This window comes from Exiguobacterium sp. UBA7533, assembly GCF_002479335.1.
Taxonomy (GTDB): domain Bacteria; phylum Bacillota; class Bacilli; order Exiguobacteriales; family Exiguobacteriaceae; genus Exiguobacterium_A.
Genome location: NZ_DLMP01000001.1, coordinates 190,491 through 212,516 on the forward strand (window position 1 = coordinate 190,491; position 22,026 = coordinate 212,516).

Consider the following 22,026-nt stretch of genomic DNA (forward strand, 5'->3'; position numbering starts at 1 on the left):
TAAATACTTACGAAAAGAAGTTATTGCCCGTCTTAGCGTCCTAATAGATTACGATTTGATGACGATTCAAATAAAGGTCGACGAATGAAAACACATGTTTGTTTTTTTGTTCGTCAGCCCTTTACGAATCTTCTATTTTTTCCCTTTATATGGTTTGAAATAGATACCACCATCAATTGTAATTGTTCCTGTCTTTCCTTTTGGTAAGGCAGAAATGACCTTTACATATTCATTCAATGAATTAGAAAAGGCAGAAGTACTGAGCAAAACCGTATTCCCATCCGTCATGAACAACTTCAGACCACCTTTGTCAGTCTTATCATTAGCGACGATCTCGGATATCCGGCTCCGTACTTTCGGCTCGATTTTAACAAGCTCCTTCGTCAATCGATTTAGAGATTGATCGGTGAAGCCAGTCAGGATCGGAGCGTCAAACAATTCTTCCTTCGACTTACCGGGAATGATCGTTCCATCCGCAAGGACGATCCGGTCTCCCGGTTTATCTTTCGCATAGGCAATCTCTTTCTCTTCCGTCACCGTCACGCGATATTGGTGCAAAAATTGCTTTTGCATCGTTGCTTCTTGAATACCTGGGACCTTCTCAATCCGTTCAAGAACGTCTTCCTCTGACACATTAAAGGCATGTGTCTCTTTCACCTTGATCCCGGATGCTTGCAAAATATCCTCTGATTTCACATTGACGTTACCATCAACATCAAATCGAGCGACCCGGGAATAGCTTGACTGCAGATAAAAGACGACACCGACCAATAGACCAATCAAAATCAGGACATAAATGAGTCTTCGGTTAGCTTTTTTGCGACGTTGTTCACGGATATAAGGTATCTTATCCTCGAGACTGCGGACGTTCTTGTCCTCTTGCGGTCGTCCGACCGCTCTCCGTTCCCTCACGTCTCATTCCTCCTCTATACGTAACAGTTCATTTCCCTATCGGTCTTTTCCTGCAATAGTTTAGTTTTTTTGTCCTGTTAGTCGTAACAATTCATCAACTAAGTCTCGTGATGCATTCGGCATACCGAGCGCAAGTGCTGCTTCAGACATCTTTTGTTGTTGCGCCAATGCTTTTTCACATGCATCAAATAACCGTTCACCTGTCAGTTCTTGTTCACGAATCAATAGACTCGCACCTGTCTCGACGAGCGATGAGGCATTGACTTCTTGATGGTTTTCCGTCACGTAAGGACTTGGAATGAGGACACTCGGTAACCCAAGCGTCGTCAGTTCTGCTAATGTACTTGCTCCCGAACGCGAAATGACAAGTTGACTTGCTTTTAGGATGTTCGGTAAATCATATACAAATGGACGCAGTTGAATGCGTTCAGGTACTGAGCCAACGCGTGAAACAATCGTATCGTAATGAATCTGACCCGTAACGAAGAGGAGCGACCATCCGGCTTGTTCAACTTTCGGCATCATGTCGACGACTGCTTCATTGATGGCAGGCGCACCACGACTACCACCATAGATGACGACGAGTGGACGCCCTTCCTCGAAACCGAAACGTTGACGCTCTTCCGTTGGGTTGATTTGTAACTCCGCTACTTCAGAAGCGCGTGGGTTTCCGATCAGAACCGTCTTTGTTTCGTTTTTACCGAAGTGATGACCGGATCCTTTGAAGGATAATGCGACACGGTCCACATAACGCGCTAAAAATTTATTGGTGATACCGGGAAGACTGTTTTGTTCATGAACGAGTGTCTTAAAACCCATTTTTGCTGCTGTGTACAGAACAGGTCCACAGACGAACCCACCTGTACCGACGACAATATCCGGTTGGAACTGGCGCAGTAGTCGGCGAACCCGTCGGACACTCTTGACGAACCGGATACCCGTCTTGACGTTCTCGAACGACAGCGAACGACGGATGCCAGAGATCTCAATCGATTCAAATGGAATTCCTGCCCGACGGACGATGTCCGCTTCGAGACCGTTTTCTGTTCCGATATAGAGGACCTCACACGGCATGCGTTCTTCGAGCTCTCGGATCATGGCAAGTGCCGGATAGATGTGACCACCTGTACCGCCACCAGAGACGACGATTTTCATACTGTTGTTCCCCCTACTTCATGTACGGCACGAACGAAATGATCGCCGCGCTCTTCATATGTCTTATACTGATCCCAACTTGCGGATGCTGGTGATAAAAGAATGATGTCTCCAGGTTGTGATACTTCAAACGCTACTTTCACGGCTTCATCCATCGTCTTGACGACCGTTGATGAATAGCCGTTTTCAGATGCAAGCGTTCCGAAGCGATGTCCGGTTTCTCCCAGTCCGATGACATGTTTGACGTGCTTCATCGCATCGAGTAGCGGTGTCAAATCCGCTCCACGCTCGAGCCCACCACATAACCAGATGATGTTTGTCGTGAATCCAGATAGGGCTGCTTCTGTCGCGACGTTATTCGTCGCTTTCGAATCGTTATAAACTTTTCGACCAGCAATTTCACCGACGAACTGTGTCCGGTGCTCTACTCCTCCGAATGTCCGCAACACATGCTGGACATTCGCTAATGGTAAGTCGAATGGTTCGACAAGCGCTAAGGCCGCGAGGACGTTCTCAACATTGTGACCACCACCGAGAGCAAGTTCTTTGACGGGTAGAATACTCGATCCATTGATCGTCAACACATCATTCACTATTTCTGCATAAGCAGATTGACGACGTGAGAATAGGAGCGGCGTCACATTTGCTGTCTTACCGAGCTCGTTGACCGATGCATCATCAGCGTTCAAGATAAGCCGATCCGAAGATGTCATGTTTTTGAAAATCTGAGCTTTTGCTTCTCCGTATGATTCAAAATCACCATGATAATCGAGATGTGCCGGTGATAGATTTAAAAAGGCTGCTGTGTATGGTCGGAACTGATCGATCCCCATCAATTGAAAACTCGATAATTCAATGACGATGATGTCATCTCGTTTCGCCTGACGTGCGATTTCAATTGCCGGGAATCCAATGTTTCCTGCCAAATGCACACGTCGAGACCCTGTTTTCAACAATTCATGAACGAGTGTCGTCGTCGTCGTTTTCCCGTTTGATCCTGTGATAGCAATCCACGTCGCATCTGTTGCGTGATACGCCAGTTCCACCTCTGTCCAAACGGGAATGTTGCGTCGTAATGCTTCTTGTAACAATTCGATCTGATACGGAATCCCTGGATTCTTGACGATCAAATCGATGTCATCGAGTAGTGTAAGCGGATGCCCACCATAAACCGTTTGGACATCGAGTGATGCAAGCACTGCTTGATCACTCTCGGACGGTGTTTTCCCGTCATTCACTGTCACTTCTGCACCTACGCTCGCTAAATAACGAGCGGCTGCGATTCCACTTTTCGCCGTTCCGAGAACGAGCACCTTTTGATCATTCCATTGTCGTTGTTCCATTGTTGAATCGCTCACTTTCTCTCTTCGTTTTTATCACATAAATACGTAGGCGATGAATGCCATCAAACAGCTGATTCCTGCGAATGTACCGACAATCCGCCATTCGCTCCAACCAACCATTTCAAAATGGTGATGAATCGGACTCATTTTAAAGATACGTTTCCCTGTCGTCTTAAATGAGATGACTTGTAGAATGACAGATAGTGTCTCTACAACGAAGACAATGCCGATCAAGACAAGGAGAAGTTCTAGTTTTAGGACAATCGATAGACCTGCTAGTGCGGCACCGAGTGCAAGGGACCCTGTGTCGCCCATGAAGATTTTTGCTGGATGAGCATTGAATAAAAGGAATCCAATTAGGGCACCAACTGCTGAGAAGGCAAAACAAGCAGCACCCACTTCATCCGCGATGAACCAACTGTACAAACCGAAGAAGAGGAATGTCGGAATCGCCGTAAACGATACGAGACCGTCTAACCCGTCTGTCAAGTTGACAGCATTCGAGAATCCGACTAACCAGAACAAGGCAACGAACGGATAGATGATACCAAAATCAAGTTTGAAGTCTGTGAATGGAATCGACAGATACGTCGCGTCACTCGTAAATCCACCACTCAACCAAACGAATAACAATCCGACGACGATTTGCCCAATCAGTTTTTGCTTCGAATTCAAGCCGAGATTACGCTTCTTGACGACTTTGATGTAGTCATCGATGAAACCAATCGCACCATATGCAAGTGTTAAAAAGAGTAACGATAACTGTGTCGTTGATAAATCACCCATGACGATTGCTCCAAGAACACTGACGATCATCGCGACGAGAATGACGATCCCGCCCATCGTTGGCGTTCCCGATTTGACCTGATGCCATTGAGGTCCTTCTTCCCGAATTTCCTGACCGAACTTCAATCGGTGTAGAAACGGAATTGCCTTTGGCATAACAAGTAGTACAACAAGAAATGCAAGAATAAGACTGATGAATAATGTGATCATAGCAGACACCCTTTTTCAAAAATTAGTTTTCGTTCAGATAGGTCAATATCCGTTCGAGCGCCATCCCACGTGACGCTTTCAATAAAACGATTGTTCGTTCTCCAAGCAGCGAACGCAATTGTTCAGCAGCATCCTCAACAGTTGCCGCAAATTGGATTTGGACGGATGGGTCGCTGATTCCTTCAGCAATCCACGCGCCTTTCTCCCCTACTAGAATAGCATGCGAGACCGGTAACGTAATCCGCTTTCCGACCGAGGCATGTAACAAGCGTTCCTGGTCTCCTAGTTCATACATATCGCCGAGCACGAGAACGCGCGTCGTATACCCTTCTAATGCAGTGATTGTCTCAATCGCTGCATTCATCGATGTCGGACTTGCGTTATACGCATCGTTGATGACCGCCGTCTCCTCAAAGAGCAGTCGTTCCATCCGCATTGGTGTCAGTTCAACCGCGTCGAATCCTTCTTGGATCCGGGCATCCGTCACGCCAAGCGCGCGCGCTGTCGCAATCGCGTACGCTGCATTTCGGACTTGGTGTTTTCCTAACACAGGCAGATGAAAGGCAGTACCATCGTAAGCAAAGGCTGTTCCGAAAAATGTTGCTTCTGTCGTCTCGATCCGGTACGTATTCCCAATCTGATAACCGATTTTCTCCGCTTCGACTTCTGCTAGAAGTGGTTCATCCCCATCAACGAACAGATGACCTCCTGGTTTAAGACCAGACCGAATCTCAAGCTTTGCTTTGGCGATTCCACTACGTCCACCGACTTGCTCCGCATGGGATTCACCGATGTTCGTGACGAGCGCAATATCTGGTTCAGCAAGATTCGATAAGAATTCGATATCGCCAAAACCGTTCATTCCCATTTCCAGTACGGCGACTTCCGTGTCAGCCGGCATCATGAGAATCGTTAACGGCATCCCGATATCCGAATTGAAGTTCCCTTGTGTCTTATGTGTCTTGAACGTTGTCTTGAGTACACTTTCGACCATGTCTTTCGTCGATGTCTTGCCATTCGATCCAGTGATGGCAACGATTTTTGGCGCAATCCGCATTAAGTATTGTTTAGCGATCTCTTGCAAGGCAACCAGTGGTTCATCGACTTCTAAGAAAACGACATCGATGTCCGGTCGATCAATCCCTCTCTTCCATAAGGTGACGATCGCTCCTTGATTTTTTGCGCCTTCCAGGAAGCGATGACCATCGACGCGTGCTCCTTGAATCGGAACATAGAGACCATCTTCAAGATGTGCGCGTGAATTCGTTGCGAAGTGGCGGACGACCCGGTCGTCTCTGACATCAAGATGCAGCCACTCAGCAATTTGCGTAATTGTTAACATGATATATACCTCCATTCGATGACAGCAAAAGAGGACGAATGCAAAAGTCAACGAATGACTCCTGTTCGTCCTCGTCTTCCTGTAGAAATCAGGAAACTTGCCCCACCGTTATTCTTTAGGTTCAGCTAGTTCGACCGTCAACTTTCCATTTTCCTTCACTAGTGTACCAGTTCGAGCTGATTGTTTGGTTACAAAACCTTTACCGATGACATCGAGCTTCAAGTCATATAAGCTGACGAGCTTTTTGACGTCTCGCTGCGACCACCCCGTCAGATTCGGCATCTTAAATGTGTTCGCCGTCTTCAGCAAGACACGTTCTCCACTGACGAATTCTTGACCACGAGACGGAATCTGCGAAACGACCTCCGCTCCATCCCCAAGGATGATTGGAACAGCTTCTTGTTCTTTCGCCAAATCCGTTGCTTGTCGAGCGCTCTTCTTGATATAGCTCGGCGTAATCTTCGCTTTGACATCCACCGAATCTTTTTGCGTTTCCGGTTGAATGCTCCGGTACTGTAATGCTGTATTCATGACACTTTTGAACACCGGACTCATGATGAGTGGTCCTGAAACCGATGATTCATTTTTTGACGGACGATCGACCGCGATGTACATGATCAATTCCGGATCATCTTTTGGTGCCATGCCAATGAACGAGTGAATGAATTTTCCTTGAATGTATTTTCCGTTCTCAGAAATTTGAGCTGTACCGGTCTTACCGATGACACGGTAGTCTTTCAACTTGTACATTTGACCCGTTCCGATTTTACTGTTGACGACACCGTCCAGTGCATCCCGCGTCGCTTTGGCCGCCTCTGCCGAAATTGGCTTACCGACGACTTCTGTTTTCGCTCGGTAAGGTGCTTTATCCGTATGATCAGCTTTTTGGATGATATGCGGTTTGACCATTTCACCGTCACCAGCAATTGCTGTTGCCCCTTGGAGTAATTGCATTGGTGTGACTGCAGTCGATTGTCCCCATGAAGTGATGAGCGCATTCAGCGGTTTTGACAAATCAGACTGACTGTTTACTTCTCCCGAGATGTCTATACCCGTTCGTTGGTCAAAATGAAACTTCTTAAAGTATTCTTTATACCGTTCGATCCCAAGTTTTTCTGCTGTCAACTTCGAGAACATGACGTTCGAGGAGTGATAGACGCCCTCGATCATCGGAATTGTGCCCCAACCAACATCATTGTAATCCTTGATGACCGTTCCTTTGTAATTATAGCTACCCGATTTATACTTCTCGTTCGGACGGAAGACTCCCGCATCAATCGCTGCTGCGAGCGTAAAAATCTTCATCGTTGAACCCGGTTCGAATCGTGAGGATACGGCGAAGTTCGTAAAATCTTTCATGTCACGTAAATTCGGGTTGAATGATGGCCGATCCGCCATGGCAAGGATTTCACCAGTCTTCGCATCCATGACGATACCCGTTGCGTTTTTCGGCTTATACGTGTTGTACATTTTTTGCATCTGTTTCTCAAGCGACTGTTGAATGCGATGATCGATTGTCAAGTACAGATTCGATCCGTCCTTCGGTTCATTCGAGACACGTGAAGAACCTTGGATCAACGGATTACCACTCCGGTCTTTCTCGAAGACGCGTGCTCCGTAAGACTCACTCAAGGCATTATCATACTGTTTTTCGATCCCCATTTGTCCCTGTAACGCGACACGACCATTCTCCTCGGTGATCTTTTGGACGAATCCGAGTGTATCGGACAAGAAGATACCGTTTGGATAGTATCGTTTTGGCTCTTCGATCATCCGGATTCCAGGGAGTTTTAACTTGTCGATCTTCTCTTTTTGATCGAGTGTTAAGTCATTTCCCTTTTTTCCGAATTCGATTTGCGAACGTTCTTTGTTCTCAATCAAATAGGTTTCCAGTTCTTTCGTCGTCATTCCAAGTATCGGTGCAAGACCTTCAGCCGTCTTTTTGAAGTCGACGATCGTCTCATCCGGATCCTTGACGCCACCTAGTCGGTAAATACCAATCAGGTGATACGACGGAACATTAATGGCGATTGGAGAACCGAGACGGTCAAAAATTTCACCGCGTTCTGCTCCAAGCGTCTCCTGGGACTCCCATCGCTTTTTCTCAGCATAGGCAATCATATCTTCCCCATGGAATTGTTTAGTTGTCGCTAAGTATAAAAATCTGCCAATAAACACAAAAAAGAGAGTAGCAAATATCACCATGATAAAGGCTACTCTCCAACGGGATTTTTTCAGTGGATTCATTTAGGAATCACCTTGATGTTCCCTTTACGCATATCAAGACCCTGTTCTTTTGCAATCTTATAAATCCGTTCCGGAGAGCTTAAGTTCGTGACCTCTAGTTGTAAACGTTCATTTTCTTTTTTGAGTGACTGTGTGACTTGGTTTTCTTTCGCTAAGTCACGACTGACATTGTACGCCTCGTTGTGCGTACTGATCGTCAAACTCCCAAATAACACAAGACCACCAATCATCGCACTGTATAAGAATTTTTCAAAGGGATACAAGCGATACTTCGGACGGACGGCGACGCGACGTGCGATATCTTCCGTCTTCCGTGGTTCCTGAACAGGTTGTTGACGAACGGGTTGAACCGTTTGGACCGATTTACGAAGTGGTTCTGCCATTGGAATGCTCCTCTCAAGATTCTTTCATTTTTTCAGCGATTCGTAATTTTGCCGATCGAGCGCGACGATTATCATCCAGCTCTTCGACACCAGCTGTAATCGGCTTGCGTGTGACGAGTCGGAGTTCGGGCTCCATCTCGACTGGTATCATCGGCAAGCCCGGTGGAAGCTCGGGTAGTGATGATTTTTCTTTGATCGCCTGTTTACACATGCGATCTTCAAGTGAATGGAACGTAATGACACATAAACGTCCACCAACCCGTAATACATCAATTGCTTGGTGTACCGCACGGTCAAAGACGTTCAATTCGTCATTGACGGCAATTCGGATCGCTTGGAACGTCCGTTTCGCGGGGTGACCACCTTTACGTCGTGCTGGTGCTGGAATCGCATCCTTGATCAATTCGACGAGTTCGAACGTCGTCTCAATCGGTTGCTCTTCTCGTGCTTTTTCGATTTTGCGTGCAATTTGTTTTGAGAATTTCTCTTCCCCGTATGTAAAGAAGATACGTACGAGATCATTATAAGACCATTCATTGACGACTTCATAGGCAGAAAGTGGAGAAGATTGATCCATGCGCATGTCGAGACGTGCATCGTGATTGTAACTAAATCCCCGTTCCCCTTCGTCTAATTGTGGTGAAGAGACACCGAGATCGAATAAGATGCCGTCTACTTTCTCGACGCCATGTGCTGCTAATTGCTCTTTTAGATAAGCAAAATTACTCTTTATTAAAGTAAAGCGACCTTCATACGCCGCGAGACGTTCTGCTGCATGAGCAAGGGCGACATCATCTTGATCAAATGCGTATAGATGACCTGTCGTCAGTTGTTTGACAATCTCTTCGCTATGTCCTGCTCCACCTAATGTACAATCGACGTAAATACCGTCGGGTTTAATCGCGAGTCCTTCGATTGACTCCCATTTCAATACCGTTTCATGCTCAAACATGTCCTGCCTCACCTTTCACTGTCCTTGAAGGACGTTACTCTTTTTCAATGTATCACATTCTCTCATGAAAACGTTACGAAAATGAGACAGTTTCCTTGATTTATTTAACTTTTGTGTAATTTTCGCTAAAAAATCAAAAAAACCTGCTTGTTTCAGCAGGTTTAAAGGAAAATTTTCAGTTGTTCAGCCGCATTTGCCTCATAAGCGTTCCTTAAGTCCCGAACAAAATCAGGACCATGATGATTCAACCACGGTAAGATGGAGTGAATCCTTTCTTGTGGCGCTCCATCCGGTAGCAAATGATAGGCCGTTTCTTTATACTGTCGCGTCTGTCGATCAAATTGACGTCGATCTTCTGCTAACAAACTAGCAATCGATTGTTCGAGTTGTTTCTTGATTTTCTCACTCTTACTCGAAGTTCGCAGTAGCTGATGTTCGAGCGAAAGAAACTCGGAGACGAAGCTATCTTTCAGCATCGCTGCCGTCTGCAGGCGCCCTGTCATCTGCTCTTCCGAATAGACGGGAATCGGAACGCCTGACCGGACGATCTCTTCGAGTGATACGTCGAGTTTCATAAGCCGTTTTTCATCGCTATGACGCACGAGTAATCCGCCCATACGAGGGATCAATAACGGCATCGTCCACTTCAGATGGTGAAACAGTGGGCGTAAGCGCGTCCAGTAAGCTAATTCTCCCGGTCCACCAATGTAGGCAAGCGTCGGGAACAGATAATCCTGCATCAATGGTCGGGTCACCACACTGTTTGAGAATCGTTCCGGACTGGAGTACAGTAACGCGATCAATTCAAGTTCTGTATACTGCTTCCCTTGTTTCGTCTCAAATCCGCTTGCTGTCGGATAAAGCAACTGACGACCGTGATCATCGATGAAAAGATGCGCGGCCTCCTCGTTCAAGAATGTGTCGGGTAACTCTTTCGTCTGTGTTATTCCGTCCGTCAATGCCTGTCTGAATTCCGCATTGTCTTGAATCAACCGTTCAAAAAACGGAATCTCGAGTTCACGGACAGGGTGTGTATCAGCATCAAAGAAAACGATATCGAAATCGATCAATTCGCCGATTAATTGTGAGAAAAACATGCCATACGATGTACATTCTTCAACGAGTTGTTTCAGCCGCGCAACTAATCGTTTCGTGTGGATCGTCTCCGGCATTGCCCGGAACGTTTCTTCAATGATTTCTAGAAGTGCCGGCTGATCAAAAGACAAGCGACTGACCGAGCGGGCAATCGTTTCCGCAGGGGCGACTGCGATTTTTCGCGTTTGAAAATCTGCTGTCGGAACATAAACATGATTGATCTCATCAAAATCGTGATCTTCGGTCGCGAGCCAAAAAATTGGAACGACAGGGCGATCAAGTGTCGCTTCCGCCTGCTGCGCGACCTTAAGACAGGTCAACAGTTTATAGATGGCATATAATGGTCCGCCAAAGATGCCGGTTTGTTGCCCTGTGACCACAGCTTGTGCCTCACCTGTACGAAGTTTCGCGACACGCTCCCGCAATCGCTCCGTCATATTTGGATTTTGGCGTTCGAGTTCGTCCGTTAGCGCCGCAAGATGCGGATAGTGACGCTCTTCAAGTAAGCGGCTTCTCGACGCTAAACCACTCGTTCCGAGGTGATCGACATATGTTAAGAATTCTTCTCGTGAAGCACGATGCATCAGCGAGTTATCATCATATAAGGCTTCAAATGGTTGTACCTTCAAACAAAATCCCTTCTTTCTTACCTAACTCGTCAGCTGATGAACAGTTGACGTATACCGAGCACGAATAACACGAAATGAACGGGTAACGCTAGCAAGATGATGATCCGCCAACTGTGCCGAATCATTTGTCTTAAATCGACATCAAGTTGCCGAATCCGTTGCCAGAGCGCGTTCAACGCAAACACTACCAACACGACGATGACGATCCATCCTAAGTAATTTGTTCCGGTCAAGGCAATCAATGCGACATGAATGGCATATAGAACAATGAATGTCCCAACGTCGAGTGCGAATCGGACTGCCTTCCCGTGTTTTCGAAACAGAAGTAAAAAGATGAGATACAACGCAAGTAGGCTGAATAAAGGAAAAATGATGAAGACCGTCACTGCGGACCCTCCCTCTGTTTGATCTGTTCATAATAAAAAGATAAACGTGGCGTCGCAGTCGTCGCCTGACGTAACGCGTATCCAAGTATCGGTTCCACTTCTGTTTGGCGTCCTTGCTCAAGATCTCGTAACATCGAAGAACGATTTTTACTCGTGTTCTCCATGATTCGCTCGATTTCGGAATAAGTAATGCTATGATTCGGAAAAATCGTCTGCATTTCGTCAAATAATTGACGTGCTTCTTGTCGATAAGGCATTTCTAACAAAGATCCATTCTCAACACCGTAATATGCCGTCACTGGATTGATGACGACGTTGATGAACAGTTTCGTCAATAAGACCGCTTCCATATCCGACTCGAATTCAAAACGGAGCTGTATTGACGACAAGTTCGAAATTTCTTGATTTCCATATCGAATACGTCCTTGTCCAGTATGCCTGACTTCAAACGGCGCAGTGCGCATGGCTCCATGTTCGACGACACCGAATAAGACTTGCGGCAATTGCTCTTTCCATTTCAAATGATCCATTCCATTTTGCAGGAACATGACGGGACACGTCAGCCGTTTGAGGAATGGAATCACACTTTTTATATCATACGACTTTGTCGCTACAAACACCAAGTCTTCTGACTCGAGTCGATCAATCTTCCGGATTCGTACAAGTCGACTTGCCTGTCCATCGCGAATGATCGAACGTTCCTCTTCTTGTTCTTGTCGAGTATAGAGCGTGACTGCATGCTCTTCCGATAAATAAGAGGCAAGCAATAAACCGATGGCTCCCGCGCCAATGATTCCAACGTTCATCTTCATCATTTCCCCTTTCATGAAAAAAGCGACCCCAAAACCGATTTCTCGATTCGAAGGTCGCTTTTATACCGATCAATCAGCTTACTTGCTGACGATTTCTTTACCTTTGTACGAGCCACATGCTTTACAAACACGGTGTGAAAGTTTCATTTCACCACAGTTTGGGCACTCGACCATACCTGGTACACGGAGTTTGAAATGAGTACGGCGAAGACGTTTGCGTGTTTTCGACGTTCTGCGGAATGGTACTGCCATCGTTGTCCACCTCCTTGAAAAAATACACTCGCCTTTACTTCAGAAATCAGGAATCCTGATCTTTTTTAAAGAACTGAGCGAGACCCGCGAGTCGCGGATCGATTTTTGGTTCGGTTTCCTCTGGATCCTCTTCAGAAAGAATCGTCCAGCCTTCCCCCTCAACCAACTGATTCTCTTCATCATCCCCATGCACTTGCACTGGCACATGAAGTAAAATCAATTCTTGCACGAGCGGTCGAAGATCGACCGTATTCCCGATCGGCACGTTGATGTCATCTGCTTCGTTCGAAACAGCATCAACCTCGAGCAGGAATGGCTCGATGGATTCAATCTCGAATGGATAAGCGACGTCATTTAGCGTCCGGGCATCCGGAAGCGTCATTTCGCCGGTAATCCGGAGATTGAATATTAATTGATTCGATGTAAACGATGCATTTGCACGAACGTGCACAGGTTGCACCGCCCGGATATCCGGATGGAGGGCGACTAGCTCATTGAGCTCGATCGTCTCGTTAACCTGAAGTTGACCCAGATTGCGCAATTTATTCAATTGCATCAGGGACCATTTCATCCGAATCACCTCAATTGCAACAATATGAATTATAGAGAGGACATCTTGTTTTGTCAATGTTTTTTCTTTACACTGAAATCGCTAGAGAACGAACACTTTTGGACGTCTTTATCCATATTACCGCACTTAATTCGGTTTGCAAAGGAGAAAGTTTTCATGAGGATGACAGCTATCATTTCAGAGTACAATCCGTTTCATAATGGACACTATTATCAAGCGACGACAGCACGACGGGAAACGGATGCCGACGTCATCGTCGCCATCATGAGCGGGACGTTCATGCAACGTGGTGAGCCCGCTTTTACAGACAAATGGACACGTGCTCAAGCAGCAGTCACAAGTGGTGCCGTTGATCTCGTTCTTGAACTCCCCTTTTATTTTGCCGTCCAACGCGCAGATCGGTTTGCGCTCGGTGGGGTGACGATCGCTGAGACGATTGGTTGTGAGTCACTTTCGTTCGGAAGCGAATGTGGAGACATCCATCCCTTTTTGCATGCGGCATCGGAACAAATTGAAGAGACTCTTGCATATAAGCAAGCGTTACGTGACGGATTAACAGCTGGTCTTTCTTCTGCTCACGCTGCTAGTCAAGCGTTCAAGAGTGTCTCACAGACGCTTGATTTGACACAACCGAACAATACACTTGGTTATTATTATGCTCGCGCCGCGAAGACCGTTTCGCTTCATACGACAAAACGAATTGGAAGTGGCTATCATGACCTATCAACCGGAGCTATCATGAGCGCCACTGCGATACGCGCCCATTACCAGACGCACGGTCAGCTGCTCGCACTTCCCGAACAGACGGAGGACGTCCTGACAAACGCTTCTTTCGCTCATTTTTCGCACTATTATCCATGGATTCGACAACGCCTATTGACGACTCCCGTATCTGAGTTGATACGAATCGCCGGAATTGATGCTTCACTAGCTCCTCGTCTCATCGAAGGTGCCAAACAAGCAGAGACGTTCGATTTCTTTTTAAATCACGTCAAAACACGTCGTTATACGCGTACAAGCCTGCAGCGTGCCATTGTCTATCTGTTGACTTCAACGACAACGGAAGAGGTCGCACGGATTGATTATGATCATGTTGATTTCGTTCGCCCCCTCGCTTTTTCAGAACAAGGACGACTGGCACTTAAGAGTATCAAAACGCGTGTCCCTGTTTTAAGTACGTTCACGAGCCATCCTTGGCTAACAAAAGAAAGCCAAGTGACAGCTGCATACGCACTGCCCTTGGCTCGCTACGACGCGTTGCTCGAACACCGTCGTTTTCCTTATTTCGCTGGAAGTTCTTCCAAATAATCAATCGCATCTTCAACTGTCTTGATCGGAACGAGCTTCATGTTCGTTCCGAGTTTTTTTATGGATGGTTTTGCTTCTTTGTAGTTCTCTCCTGCTGGTACGAACATGATTTCTGCTTCTGCCTCGTCAGCAGCGACTACCTTTTGCCACGCACCACCGATCGGTCCAACTTTACCGCCTTCTTCAATCGTTCCTGTACCGGCAATCTTATGTCCTTTCGCCAAATCACCCGGCGTCAATTGATCATAGATTTCAAGCGTGAACATCATTCCTGCAGAAGGACCACCGACATCCTCGATCTGAAACTTAATAGCGGGGTCTGTCGTTACGTTTGAGATCGGTAATGGTTCATAAATACCAAGTCCGACACGTTTGACTTCTTTCGACAACTGATCCACTCGAATCGTCGTCTTCTTGACTTCCGATTTACGCGTGAACTGAATTGGAACGGCTGTTTTTGCTTTTTTCGATTGAATCGTCTTCATGAAGCCATCAAATGACGTAATCGATTTCCCATCGACGCCCGTGATCCGGTCTCCAGCTTTCAGTTTCCCTTCGGCTGGACCACCTGGAATGACACCGGACACATAGACCCCTTTAAAGTCGATATCGACCTTTTTATCAGCTAATTCATAGGCCTCGATCGTCGCATTATGTTGTGCTTCTTCCATGTATAGTTTCTGACGTGTTTCATACTGTGCATCTGACTCTCCGTCGTACAAATAATCACTTACGCTCGACGTTTCGGAAAACGGTAGGAAGAGGCTTTCTACGAGGAAGTAAGGGGTTGCTCGACGTTGGGCGATCGTCAGCATCATCAAATCGCCTGGCTCCTTGTCACCCCCAGACACATCAATCAAATCTTCAGTCGATGTCGCATCACCTGGATAGGAGATAAAATACGGAAGTGGCACGAAAAACACGAGCAAGGCAGCAATGACCGCTGCTAAGGCGGGTTTCCAAGCTTTCATCGCAGTTCTCCTCTCGTATATCTCTGACGTAGCGCCTCTTCGACGGAAGATGGCACGAGATCAACGACGGAAGCACCGTATTTGGCCGCTTCCTTGACGATCGAAGAACTTAAGAAGGAATACTGGTTATTCGTCATCATGAACAGTGTCTCGATTTGATCGTTCATCTTTTTGTTGATGGATGCGACCTGCATTTCATACTCAAAGTCCGAGACCGCCCGTAGACCACGGACGATCGCGGTTGCGCCGACTTCCGCTGCGTAATCGACGAGCAAACCATTGAAGGAATCGACCTTGATATGTGGTAGATGCGACGTCACATCTGCAATCAACTCCATCCGTTCCTCAACAGAAAAGAGCGGTTGCTTCGAAGAATTGTTCAATACGGCAACGATGATCTCATCAAAAATCGGAACAGCCCGTTCAATGATGTCTAAATGTCCGTTCGTGATTGGATCAAAGCTCCCTGGGCAAATGGCGATTCGTTTCATACGTGGTCTTCCTCCGCTTCCATAAATTCATATAACGTGATTGAGATGACAGCGGAATAACGAAGTCGACGAACGACCTCTAGCCGTCCGATCCGGTCCGGTAATACAACAGCAGAGTCATGTTCACACACGATGACACCATTGTCTGTCAGCATGTCGTGTTGCTCTATGTACGTGACGTGTTCCGTCAATCGTTCTTTTGCATAGGGAGGGTCTAAATAAATTAATTTAAATGGCTTTTCGGAGGCTAGTTCCGTCAAGGCGATCGTAACGTCTTTTTTCAACACACGTGCTTGATCCGTATAGTGCGTCGTCTGCAAGTTATCTTGAATGGTCTGAATGGCTTTATGGTGTTGGTCGACGAATACCGCCTCATCGCATCCTCTCGAAAGAGACTCGATGCCAAGACCACCACTACCCGCAAACAGATCAAGCGCTCGTCCTCCATTGAAATAGGGACCGATGACGTTGAACAACGATTCTTTTACTTTATCCGTCGTCGGTCGTGTCTGATCCCCTGGTACTGCTTTTAGCCGCGTTCCTTTCCGTTCCCCTGAAATGACTCGCATTTCCTTCATTCCTTTCAACAAAGAAGCGACGAGGATGTCCTCATCGCTCCTTGGATTATGCTTCTTCTTGCATTTTACCTTTTTTATTCGCGAACGTCTCCGTGATGAACGGTCGTTCTGAACGTTTGATCGAATCGACGAACGGAAGAGTCGAAATGACTTCCATCACCTGTTCATGCTGATCTAAATCGACATACAGATGCACGTATCGTTCACGTTTAGACGTAAAGTAGACGTTCCCGTAACGGCGTAATTGACGGGATGCTTTCATCGCATTGACATAGACGATGAGTCCCACTCGTTCCTTGATCACGCCAGCCTACCCCCTTCATCTTCATTATCCGCTACAACTGCAACTTCCACCGGTCGAACAGCCTCCGGCACATCCTTGGTCAAAGAATGGATTCCCCGTTGGTACTTTGATTTGCGGTGATACTTCACCAGCGAGTTTCAGACTAATTTGTCCAAGTAGCGTCTCGAGTTGTTTTTCTGCTTTTTTAAACTGCGCGACTTCCTCTTGTAGATCAAGTCGACGTTTGACTTCATGGACCTTTTTTGTGATCGTCTGATAGTCCGGATGGTACCGTCCAAATCGTTGCACGAGCTCGTAATCTTCTTTGACTTGATGAAAGTCTCGAATGACGGACTGTGCCTCCACTGACTCTTGCTGTGCTTGTTTCGCACATCTATATGCTTGCCCCGTTTCACTTTGAGCGAGAGATCGAATGAGGTCTTCCGCTGCGTTGATGAGGTCAATCGTCTTATCGGTATATATCACAACGAATCTCCTCCTTAACTTTACCATCTTATCATAACATTTCTCTCCCTCCTAGCCCGTTGAATTGTGTATAATTTGTTCAGAAGGAAGGAATGAACTTTATGCAACTGCTCTCTTTTAATATGTTCCGGACGATTGGAATCAAGACGGAACATGCCAAATCAGATTATCACTTTGATTCCTTGAAAAAGATTGAACAGGCGGACGTCGTCTTGTTCCCGGAATACTGGCAAATCCACTCGATCATCTATGGAATGAAGAAGCCGATCTTTCCATCTGCCGCTACGTTCCACCTAGGTCATGACAAAATCGAGATGACTCGGATTTTTCAGACCGTCATTCCGGACAATATCCCTCGGACAGGCATCTACGGGAAAAATGAGTTCACGGTCGATCGAGTCTTACGTGAATTTTCGTTTCCGTTCGTCGCTAAGACAGTCCGTAGCTCGATGGGGCAAGGTGTCCATCTCATCAAAAATGAAGCGGACTGGAAGAAATACACGGATACACACGAGACGTTCTACATCCAAGAGTACATTCCGAACGAAAAGGATTTACGTGTCGTCGTCGTCGGTGATCAAGTCCTCGCGGCGTATTGGCGCGTCGGTGGTGCACAGTTCTTAAATAACGTCGCTCAAGGTGGCGTCCTTGATTTCGATGATGTGCCACAAGGTGCAATTGATTTCGTGCTCGCGCTTGCGAAACAGCTTGATATCGATCACGCTGGTTTTGATCTTATCATCCGCGACGGACAATGGTACGTTCTCGAGTTCAATGTCTTCTTTGGTGGTGAAGGACTTAATCACCTCGGCATTCATGCACCAGATACGATCCTTGAGTACGTTGAACGAAAATACGGAAGTTCATGAATTCTTCAAAATGACTTCACAACTTTTACGTCATCGTTTCATTCATTATGGTATGATAGTTTGGAAAGACTAGTATCTACTAGCAAACTGGGGTATAGGGGGATTCAAACATGAAGTTTGAACAATATGGCATCGAAGGCAAGGAACTGAAGTTCGGTCTTCTTGAAACAATTATGGATCATCACCGTTTCGTTCGCGAAGGACAATGGGATTACGAACGTGCGATGTACGACATGAAATACGAAAAACAATCAACAGGCGAAGTATTCTATCTCCGTGTTCCAGTCTATGCGATCCAAGGTGAGATCGAAGATCGTCACGCTGTCGTCCGTATGATGACACCACTTCTAGGGAAACATTACTATCCACACGGCGTCGAGTATGATGAGACGTTCCCACCGGAAATCGTCAAGGACTGCGAACGTCGTTTAGCAGCACTGCTTGAAACACTTGAAAAATAAGCTACACGTAGAGGTTCCAATCGGGACCTCTATTTTTTTCGGTCTTTTTTCCAATAAAAAAGCCGATGACTTCGTACTACTTATGAAGTCATCGGCTCATTACCTATCTGTATAGTGATTGCGCAGCGTTCGTGTGTTTTATCTTAGCGCGTGACGAATTGTACGTAAGATACGACGTCATCGCCGAGTTGAATCTTAAGTTGTTGACGTACATGTTGATAGAGCGCATGCAGTGACGTCGCTGAGACATCCACTTTTACACTAAAAGCAATCTCTTCCCAGTCCATCCGTTTAATCCGATAGTGTCGAACCCCGTAATCTTCGATCGTACAAGCGAGTAACTCCTCGATTGCTTGAACAGAGACGATCACATCTCCTTGCATGTAATCTTCATAAGTCATCTTCCTTCACTCCTTTGCTAGTTGTGTGACTGAAGACATGACTTCTTCCAAGTCGACTGGTTCGTCCGGTGTCTTCGCCATCGAAGAGATCGCCCGAACTTTGTTCTCACGGTCTAAAATAAACATTTGCGTCCCGTGTGTCACTAAGCCGCTTTCTGCTTTTGAATAATAGAAGTTCAACTGACGTGTCAGACGATCGATGACGACTGGGTCTCCTGTCAGTACTCTCCATCCTTCAGCATCTGCTTCGAAGTTGGAAGCATACGTTTTTAAGACTTTCGGTGTATCGACTTTCGGATCGACTGTCACTGCAACGAGCTCGACGTCACTTCCATATAGCTCTTCGCTACGAAGCTTTTTCTCTAGTTTCCGATAATCATTTAGCGTCAATGGACAAATATCAGGACAGTTCGAATAGAAGAATGTCAATACCTTGACCTTTCCATCTTCCGAGTTAAACGACTTACCGTTCACGGCGTTCGTTAATTCAAATGGTGTCGGCTCAGCGATAACAGGCAATTTTTCTTTCATGAAGAAATAATAATATCCCCCGGCTGCCGCAACTAAGATGAGGACAACGGCAGCAACCGTCAAGTAACTATTTTTTTTCAAGTTGGCTCCCCCTTAATGACTCCAGATCGCCCGGAATACGTTCGTCGTCTCACCAGGATCGTAGACGACATATAATAGACAATAGACGATGACGCCGGTGATTGCCGTCAAAAACCAAATGATCGAAGCAACTGGTCCGATTTTACGATGACGCGCAAAGTTCTTCTTATAGGCATGATAGAGCGCCATCAATCCAAGCACCCCACCGGATGTCGCAAGTAGGATGTGGAAAATCAAGAATCCTGTGTAATATGGCTTGACGGATGCAGGACCACCAAAAGCGGTATTACCAAGTAGAATCGTCCGTAAGGCGTACATAATGAAAAACAGTAAAGCGAGTGCAGCAGCGATTGTCATCACGGTTTGGTGAGCTTTCATGTTGCGACGTGTCTGAGCAATCAAGAACCAGCCAATCGCTACGAAAATCGCACTGATGACAATCAGCGATACACAAATCAACGGCAAATAACTCATGTTCCAACTTCCTCCAATTTAATCCGCTTTTGGTGTGAAGGACATGCCTTCATCCACGGCAGTACTTTTCGAACGGCGTACCCATGTAAAGAAGGTCAATCCGAAGAATAGACCGTATACGAGTTCTTGACCGAGCTTCATCAGGACACCACCGAAGCGTTGATCCTCTAGTAAGTCATCAGTCGTTCCAAGCAATCGTTCCAGATTCAACCCGCTCAAATCATTGTTCGGCATACAGTAAGCGAGTACTTTCGCGAACGTCGCTGGATCCTGATACGCTTGATACTGGAAACTTTGACTAAAGATCATGAACGCACAAGCAGGTGTCAATAAGACACCGTTCGCGACGATATAGACCATCTTCTTCAGGTCAGACAAACTATCGTTTTCGTTGACGGGTGCAATGATCGGATACCACATCGTCATGCTCAAGAAAATAAGTGTTCCATGGAACAGACGGTGAACGGTATAGTTCGTCAGGACATAATCAAAAATAAATGGCATATGATAAAACGTAAACAAGGCATTAAAGACGACGAGTGCAATCAACGGCTTGACGAAGAAACGAAGAATCTTCCCAAGATACGGTATATTGAACAAGCGCTTATAAAGCCACTCTGGTAGTGCAATCAACAAGAGCGGCGGTGCGACCATATAGACGAATACCATCTGCAACATATGTGCAGAGAAGGTGATATGCGCTAGCAGGTCTAACGGACTTCCAAAACCGATGTAAAAAACGACCAATGCCGCGAGCATCGAAAATTTTTGTCCGAGCGTTGTTTCCGGCTCGTCCGGACGACGCAGCTTTTCTGTCACGACAGCATATAGGATATACAATCCAACGAGTATCAACGCATAATACGGACTCCATAAGACAGTCCATTCGAATTGCGAAAGTGCTCCCCTTAAATTGCCTAACATATTTCTTCACCCCGTTCCTTTCTCTTACAAACTAAGATTACCGTTCCCCTATTTCATTGTAAAGGTTTCTCATAAAACGATTCCAAAATAAAAGACCATCCTGCTAAACGTTAGCAGAATGGTCACATTTCTTACCAGATTAACAGACGGAGCGTTGCGACGATCGTCAAGGCGACGAATATACCAAGACCCATCATAACTTTGATCCATGTGTTGCCTTTATTGTTCATGTGCATGAACATATAAAGCTGGAGATAAACTTGAACGATTGCCATGATGATCAAGAATCCACCAGCTGCCCAGTGAGGCATGAGATCTGCCATGACTGCACCGAAAGCGATGAGCGTCAAGAAAATCATGAGTGCGAAACTGATGAGTTGCAGTTGAGTCTCACGACCACGTTCTGCTTTCATTTCGAGTTCGACTTGATTGCGTGTTAATTGCGGTTCGTGTTTTTCCATCTTATTTCACCATCCCCATGAGGTAGACGACTGAGAAGATAAAGACCCAGACGACGTCAATGAAGTGCCAGTAAAGACTTGAAACATAATACTTCGGCGCGTTCACGACTGTAATGCCACGATTCCAGTTCCGGATCAACAATGTCGAGATCCAAAGAAGACCAAATAAGACGTGTCCACCGTGGAACCCAACGAGTGTATAGAAGGCAGAACCAAATGCACTCGACGTAAACGTATGACCGATGTGGTAGTAGTGATTGAACTCATAGATCTCACCACTTAAGAATCCAAGACCGAGAAGCAATGTGATGATGAGCCAAAGCTTCATCTTTTTCACATCGTTACGTTTCATTGCCATCATTGCAAGAACGCTTGTCAACGAACTTGTCAAGAGGAGCATCGTCATGATGAAGACGAGACCCATTTCGAAGATGTCATAACTGCGTAGACCTTCTTTAGCACCGGAGTTATGAAGTCCGATGTATGTTCCGAAGAGAGAGGCGAACAAAGTCGTCTCTCCTCCAAGGAAGAACCAGAAGGCTACATATTTATTCTTACCCTCAAGTGTTGCTTTTTCAACATGATCCGGAATACCCGTGATCGGGTTGTTTGGTACTGAATGATGACCCATC

27 protein-coding genes are annotated in these 22,026 nt (G+C 46.2%); 3 read left to right on the plus strand and 24 right to left on the minus strand.

Annotated features, from left to right (window positions below):
- Positions 1 to 132: 132 nt before the first annotated feature.
- From B2U10_RS00985 to B2U10_RS01045, 13 genes are all read right to left on the minus strand, one after another.
- Positions 133 to 912 (minus strand): cell division protein FtsQ/DivIB, encoded by a 780-nt coding sequence (locus B2U10_RS00985; protein WP_290751541.1) that lies wholly within the window; start codon positions 910 to 912, stop codon positions 133 to 135.
- A gap of 60 nt (positions 913 to 972) precedes the next feature.
- Complete coding sequence (gene murG, locus B2U10_RS00990; protein ID WP_035406803.1) at positions 973 to 2,067, minus strand: undecaprenyldiphospho-muramoylpentapeptide beta-N-acetylglucosaminyltransferase; 1,095 nt, start codon at positions 2,065 to 2,067, stop codon at positions 973 to 975.
- Positions 2,064 to 3,410: a UDP-N-acetylmuramoyl-L-alanine--D-glutamate ligase gene (gene murD / locus B2U10_RS00995; protein WP_290785185.1), complete on the minus strand. Its 1,347-nt coding sequence runs from the start codon at positions 3,408 to 3,410 to the stop codon at positions 2,064 to 2,066. The genes murG and murD overlap by 4 nt, the downstream gene beginning before the upstream one ends.
- Positions 3,411 to 3,443: 33 nt before the next feature.
- The gene (mraY, locus tag B2U10_RS01000) at positions 3,444 to 4,406 is read right to left on the minus strand and encodes a phospho-N-acetylmuramoyl-pentapeptide-transferase (protein WP_035406797.1); all 963 of its coding nucleotides are present in this window, start codon (positions 4,404 to 4,406) and stop codon (positions 3,444 to 3,446) included.
- 22 nt (positions 4,407 to 4,428) lie between these two features.
- Positions 4,429 to 5,748 carry a UDP-N-acetylmuramoyl-tripeptide--D-alanyl-D-alanine ligase gene (locus tag B2U10_RS01005; RefSeq protein WP_290785187.1) on the minus strand — a complete coding sequence of 440 codons (1,320 nt, stop codon included), beginning with the start codon at positions 5,746 to 5,748 and terminating at the stop codon, positions 4,429 to 4,431.
- A gap of 108 nt (positions 5,749 to 5,856) precedes the next feature.
- A complete protein-coding gene (locus B2U10_RS01010; RefSeq protein WP_231496838.1) occupies positions 5,857 to 7,869 on the minus strand; it encodes a penicillin-binding protein in 2,013 nt (670 codons plus the stop codon).
- Between the two features lie 122 nt (positions 7,870 to 7,991).
- A complete protein-coding gene (ftsL, locus tag B2U10_RS01015; protein WP_023468808.1) occupies positions 7,992 to 8,378 on the minus strand; it encodes a cell division protein FtsL in 387 nt (128 codons plus the stop codon).
- Positions 8,379 to 8,391: 13 nt separating this feature from the next.
- Complete coding sequence (rsmH, locus tag B2U10_RS01020) at positions 8,392 to 9,330, minus strand: 16S rRNA (cytosine(1402)-N(4))-methyltransferase RsmH (protein ID WP_056062348.1); 939 nt, start codon at positions 9,328 to 9,330, stop codon at positions 8,392 to 8,394.
- A 161-nt stretch (positions 9,331 to 9,491) separates the two neighbouring features.
- Positions 9,492 to 11,054 (minus strand): bacillithiol biosynthesis cysteine-adding enzyme BshC, encoded by a 1,563-nt coding sequence (gene bshC, locus B2U10_RS01025; protein WP_290785189.1) that lies wholly within the window; start codon positions 11,052 to 11,054, stop codon positions 9,492 to 9,494.
- A gap of 29 nt (positions 11,055 to 11,083) precedes the next feature.
- The gene (locus B2U10_RS01030) at positions 11,084 to 11,440 is read right to left on the minus strand and encodes a DUF3397 family protein (protein WP_035406782.1); all 357 of its coding nucleotides are present in this window, start codon (positions 11,438 to 11,440) and stop codon (positions 11,084 to 11,086) included.
- A complete protein-coding gene (locus B2U10_RS01035) occupies positions 11,437 to 12,246 on the minus strand; it encodes a ketopantoate reductase family protein (RefSeq protein ID WP_035409503.1) in 810 nt (269 codons plus the stop codon). Before B2U10_RS01035 ends, B2U10_RS01030 begins: the two co-directional genes overlap by 4 nt.
- A gap of 84 nt (positions 12,247 to 12,330) precedes the next feature.
- On the minus strand, positions 12,331 to 12,504 hold the full coding sequence (gene rpmF, locus B2U10_RS01040) for a 50S ribosomal protein L32 (protein ID WP_012370841.1): 174 nt from the start codon (positions 12,502 to 12,504) through the stop codon (positions 12,331 to 12,333).
- 46 nt (positions 12,505 to 12,550) lie between these two features.
- Positions 12,551 to 13,075 carry a YceD family protein gene (locus B2U10_RS01045; protein WP_023468813.1) on the minus strand — a complete coding sequence of 175 codons (525 nt, stop codon included), beginning with the start codon at positions 13,073 to 13,075 and terminating at the stop codon, positions 12,551 to 12,553.
- A 156-nt stretch (positions 13,076 to 13,231) separates the two neighbouring features.
- Between B2U10_RS01045 and B2U10_RS01050 the strand changes: the two genes are divergently transcribed.
- Positions 13,232 to 14,383, plus strand: coding sequence for a tRNA(Met) cytidine acetate ligase (locus B2U10_RS01050; RefSeq protein ID WP_290785191.1), 1,152 nt, complete (start codon positions 13,232 to 13,234; stop codon positions 14,381 to 14,383).
- Here B2U10_RS01050 and B2U10_RS01055 read toward each other — a convergent pair.
- From B2U10_RS01055 to B2U10_RS01075, 5 genes are read right to left on the minus strand one after another with little or no spacing between them, the layout of a single operon-like run.
- A complete protein-coding gene (locus B2U10_RS01055; protein ID WP_290751570.1) occupies positions 14,356 to 15,354 on the minus strand; it encodes a SepM family pheromone-processing serine protease in 999 nt (332 codons plus the stop codon). The genes B2U10_RS01050 and B2U10_RS01055 overlap by 28 nt on opposite strands.
- Positions 15,351 to 15,845, minus strand: a complete 495-nt coding sequence (gene coaD, locus B2U10_RS01060; protein WP_056062364.1) for a pantetheine-phosphate adenylyltransferase — start codon at positions 15,843 to 15,845, stop codon at positions 15,351 to 15,353. Before coaD ends, B2U10_RS01055 begins: the two co-directional genes overlap by 4 nt.
- Complete coding sequence (gene rsmD, locus B2U10_RS01065; RefSeq protein WP_081780349.1) at positions 15,842 to 16,423, minus strand: 16S rRNA (guanine(966)-N(2))-methyltransferase RsmD; 582 nt, start codon at positions 16,421 to 16,423, stop codon at positions 15,842 to 15,844. Before rsmD ends, coaD begins: the two co-directional genes overlap by 4 nt.
- Positions 16,424 to 16,469: 46 nt before the next feature.
- Positions 16,470 to 16,727 (minus strand): YlbG family protein, encoded by a 258-nt coding sequence (locus B2U10_RS01070; RefSeq protein ID WP_290785193.1) that lies wholly within the window; start codon positions 16,725 to 16,727, stop codon positions 16,470 to 16,472.
- A gap of 24 nt (positions 16,728 to 16,751) precedes the next feature.
- Positions 16,752 to 17,192: a YlbF family regulator gene (locus B2U10_RS01075; protein ID WP_035406766.1), complete on the minus strand. Its 441-nt coding sequence runs from the start codon at positions 17,190 to 17,192 to the stop codon at positions 16,752 to 16,754.
- 92 nt (positions 17,193 to 17,284) lie between these two features.
- Here B2U10_RS01075 and B2U10_RS01080 point away from each other — a divergent pair, with 92 nt between their 5' ends.
- The gene (locus B2U10_RS01080; RefSeq protein WP_035406763.1) at positions 17,285 to 18,061 is read left to right on the plus strand and encodes an ATP-grasp domain-containing protein; all 777 of its coding nucleotides are present in this window, start codon (positions 17,285 to 17,287) and stop codon (positions 18,059 to 18,061) included.
- 110 nt (positions 18,062 to 18,171) lie between these two features.
- Positions 18,172 to 18,522: a YugN family protein gene (locus B2U10_RS01085; protein ID WP_035406760.1), complete on the plus strand. Its 351-nt coding sequence runs from the start codon at positions 18,172 to 18,174 to the stop codon at positions 18,520 to 18,522.
- A 143-nt stretch (positions 18,523 to 18,665) separates the two neighbouring features.
- Here the strand turns inward: B2U10_RS01085 and B2U10_RS01090 are convergent, their stop codons facing one another.
- The 6 genes from B2U10_RS01090 to B2U10_RS01115 all read right to left on the minus strand — a co-directional run bounded on the left by B2U10_RS01090 (position 18,666) and on the right by B2U10_RS01115 (position 22,025).
- Positions 18,666 to 18,923, minus strand: a complete 258-nt coding sequence (locus B2U10_RS01090; RefSeq protein WP_035406757.1) for a hypothetical protein — start codon at positions 18,921 to 18,923, stop codon at positions 18,666 to 18,668.
- A 6-nt stretch (positions 18,924 to 18,929) separates the two neighbouring features.
- Positions 18,930 to 19,535, minus strand: a complete 606-nt coding sequence (locus B2U10_RS01095; RefSeq protein WP_035406755.1) for an SCO family protein — start codon at positions 19,533 to 19,535, stop codon at positions 18,930 to 18,932.
- A 12-nt stretch (positions 19,536 to 19,547) separates the two neighbouring features.
- Positions 19,548 to 20,009, minus strand: a complete 462-nt coding sequence (locus B2U10_RS01100; protein ID WP_290751586.1) for a DUF420 domain-containing protein — start codon at positions 20,007 to 20,009, stop codon at positions 19,548 to 19,550.
- Between the two features lie 18 nt (positions 20,010 to 20,027).
- The gene (gene ctaG, locus B2U10_RS01105; protein WP_035406749.1) at positions 20,028 to 20,933 is read right to left on the minus strand and encodes a cytochrome c oxidase assembly factor CtaG; all 906 of its coding nucleotides are present in this window, start codon (positions 20,931 to 20,933) and stop codon (positions 20,028 to 20,030) included.
- 131 nt (positions 20,934 to 21,064) lie between these two features.
- Positions 21,065 to 21,394 (minus strand): cytochrome C oxidase subunit IV family protein, encoded by a 330-nt coding sequence (locus tag B2U10_RS01110; RefSeq protein WP_035406746.1) that lies wholly within the window; start codon positions 21,392 to 21,394, stop codon positions 21,065 to 21,067.
- A gap of 1 nt (position 21,395) precedes the next feature.
- Positions 21,396 to 22,025, minus strand: coding sequence for a cytochrome c oxidase subunit 3 (locus tag B2U10_RS01115; RefSeq protein ID WP_035406743.1), 630 nt, complete (start codon positions 22,023 to 22,025; stop codon positions 21,396 to 21,398).
- Position 22,026 lies beyond the last annotated feature (1 nt).

Excerpts from the sequence above, each read along its gene's own strand:
- B2U10_RS01100 (WP_290751586.1), bottom strand. The coding sequence starts at position 20,009 with ATGAGTTATTTGCCGTTGATTTGTGTATCGCTGATTGTCATCAGTGCG.
- B2U10_RS01090 (WP_035406757.1), bottom strand. The coding sequence starts at position 18,923 with ATGACTTATGAAGATTACATGCAAGGAGATGTGATCGTCTCTGTTCAA.
- ftsL (WP_023468808.1), bottom strand. The coding sequence starts at position 8,378 with ATGGCAGAACCACTTCGTAAATCGGTCCAAACGGTTCAACCCGTTCGT.
- rsmD (WP_081780349.1), bottom strand. The coding sequence starts at position 16,423 with ATGAAGGAAATGCGAGTCATTTCAGGGGAACGGAAAGGAACGCGGCTA.
- murG (WP_035406803.1), bottom strand. The coding sequence starts at position 2,067 with ATGAAAATCGTCGTCTCTGGTGGCGGTACAGGTGGTCACATCTATCCG.
- B2U10_RS01115 (WP_035406743.1), bottom strand. The coding sequence starts at position 22,025 with ATGGGTCATCATTCAGTACCAAACAACCCGATCACGGGTATTCCGGAT.
- rsmH (WP_056062348.1), bottom strand. The coding sequence starts at position 9,330 with ATGTTTGAGCATGAAACGGTATTGAAATGGGAGTCAATCGAAGGACTC.
- B2U10_RS01010 (WP_231496838.1), bottom strand. The coding sequence starts at position 7,869 with ATGATTGCCTATGCTGAGAAAAAGCGATGGGAGTCCCAGGAGACGCTT.
- B2U10_RS01080 (WP_035406763.1), top strand. The coding sequence starts at position 17,285 with ATGAACTTTATGCAACTGCTCTCTTTTAATATGTTCCGGACGATTGGA.
- ctaG (WP_035406749.1), bottom strand. The coding sequence starts at position 20,933 with ATGTTAGGCAATTTAAGGGGAGCACTTTCGCAATTCGAATGGACTGTC.
- B2U10_RS01035 (WP_035409503.1), bottom strand. The coding sequence starts at position 12,246 with ATGAACGTTGGAATCATTGGCGCGGGAGCCATCGGTTTATTGCTTGCC.
- B2U10_RS01085 (WP_035406760.1), top strand. The coding sequence starts at position 18,172 with ATGAAGTTTGAACAATATGGCATCGAAGGCAAGGAACTGAAGTTCGGT.
- coaD (WP_056062364.1), bottom strand. The coding sequence starts at position 15,845 with ATGAAACGAATCGCCATTTGCCCAGGGAGCTTTGATCCAATCACGAAC.
- mraY (WP_035406797.1), bottom strand. The coding sequence starts at position 4,406 with ATGATCACATTATTCATCAGTCTTATTCTTGCATTTCTTGTTGTACTA.
- rpmF (WP_012370841.1), bottom strand. The coding sequence starts at position 12,504 with ATGGCAGTACCATTCCGCAGAACGTCGAAAACACGCAAACGTCTTCGC.
- B2U10_RS01110 (WP_035406746.1), bottom strand. The coding sequence starts at position 21,394 with ATGGAAAAACACGAACCGCAATTAACACGCAATCAAGTCGAACTCGAA.
- B2U10_RS01050 (WP_290785191.1), top strand. The coding sequence starts at position 13,232 with ATGAGGATGACAGCTATCATTTCAGAGTACAATCCGTTTCATAATGGA.
- murD (WP_290785185.1), bottom strand. The coding sequence starts at position 3,410 with ATGGAACAACGACAATGGAATGATCAAAAGGTGCTCGTTCTCGGAACG.
- B2U10_RS01055 (WP_290751570.1), bottom strand. The coding sequence starts at position 15,354 with ATGAAAGCTTGGAAACCCGCCTTAGCAGCGGTCATTGCTGCCTTGCTC.
- B2U10_RS01005 (WP_290785187.1), bottom strand. The coding sequence starts at position 5,748 with ATGTTAACAATTACGCAAATTGCTGAGTGGCTGCATCTTGATGTCAGA.
- B2U10_RS01045 (WP_023468813.1), bottom strand. The coding sequence starts at position 13,075 with ATGAAATGGTCCCTGATGCAATTGAATAAATTGCGCAATCTGGGTCAA.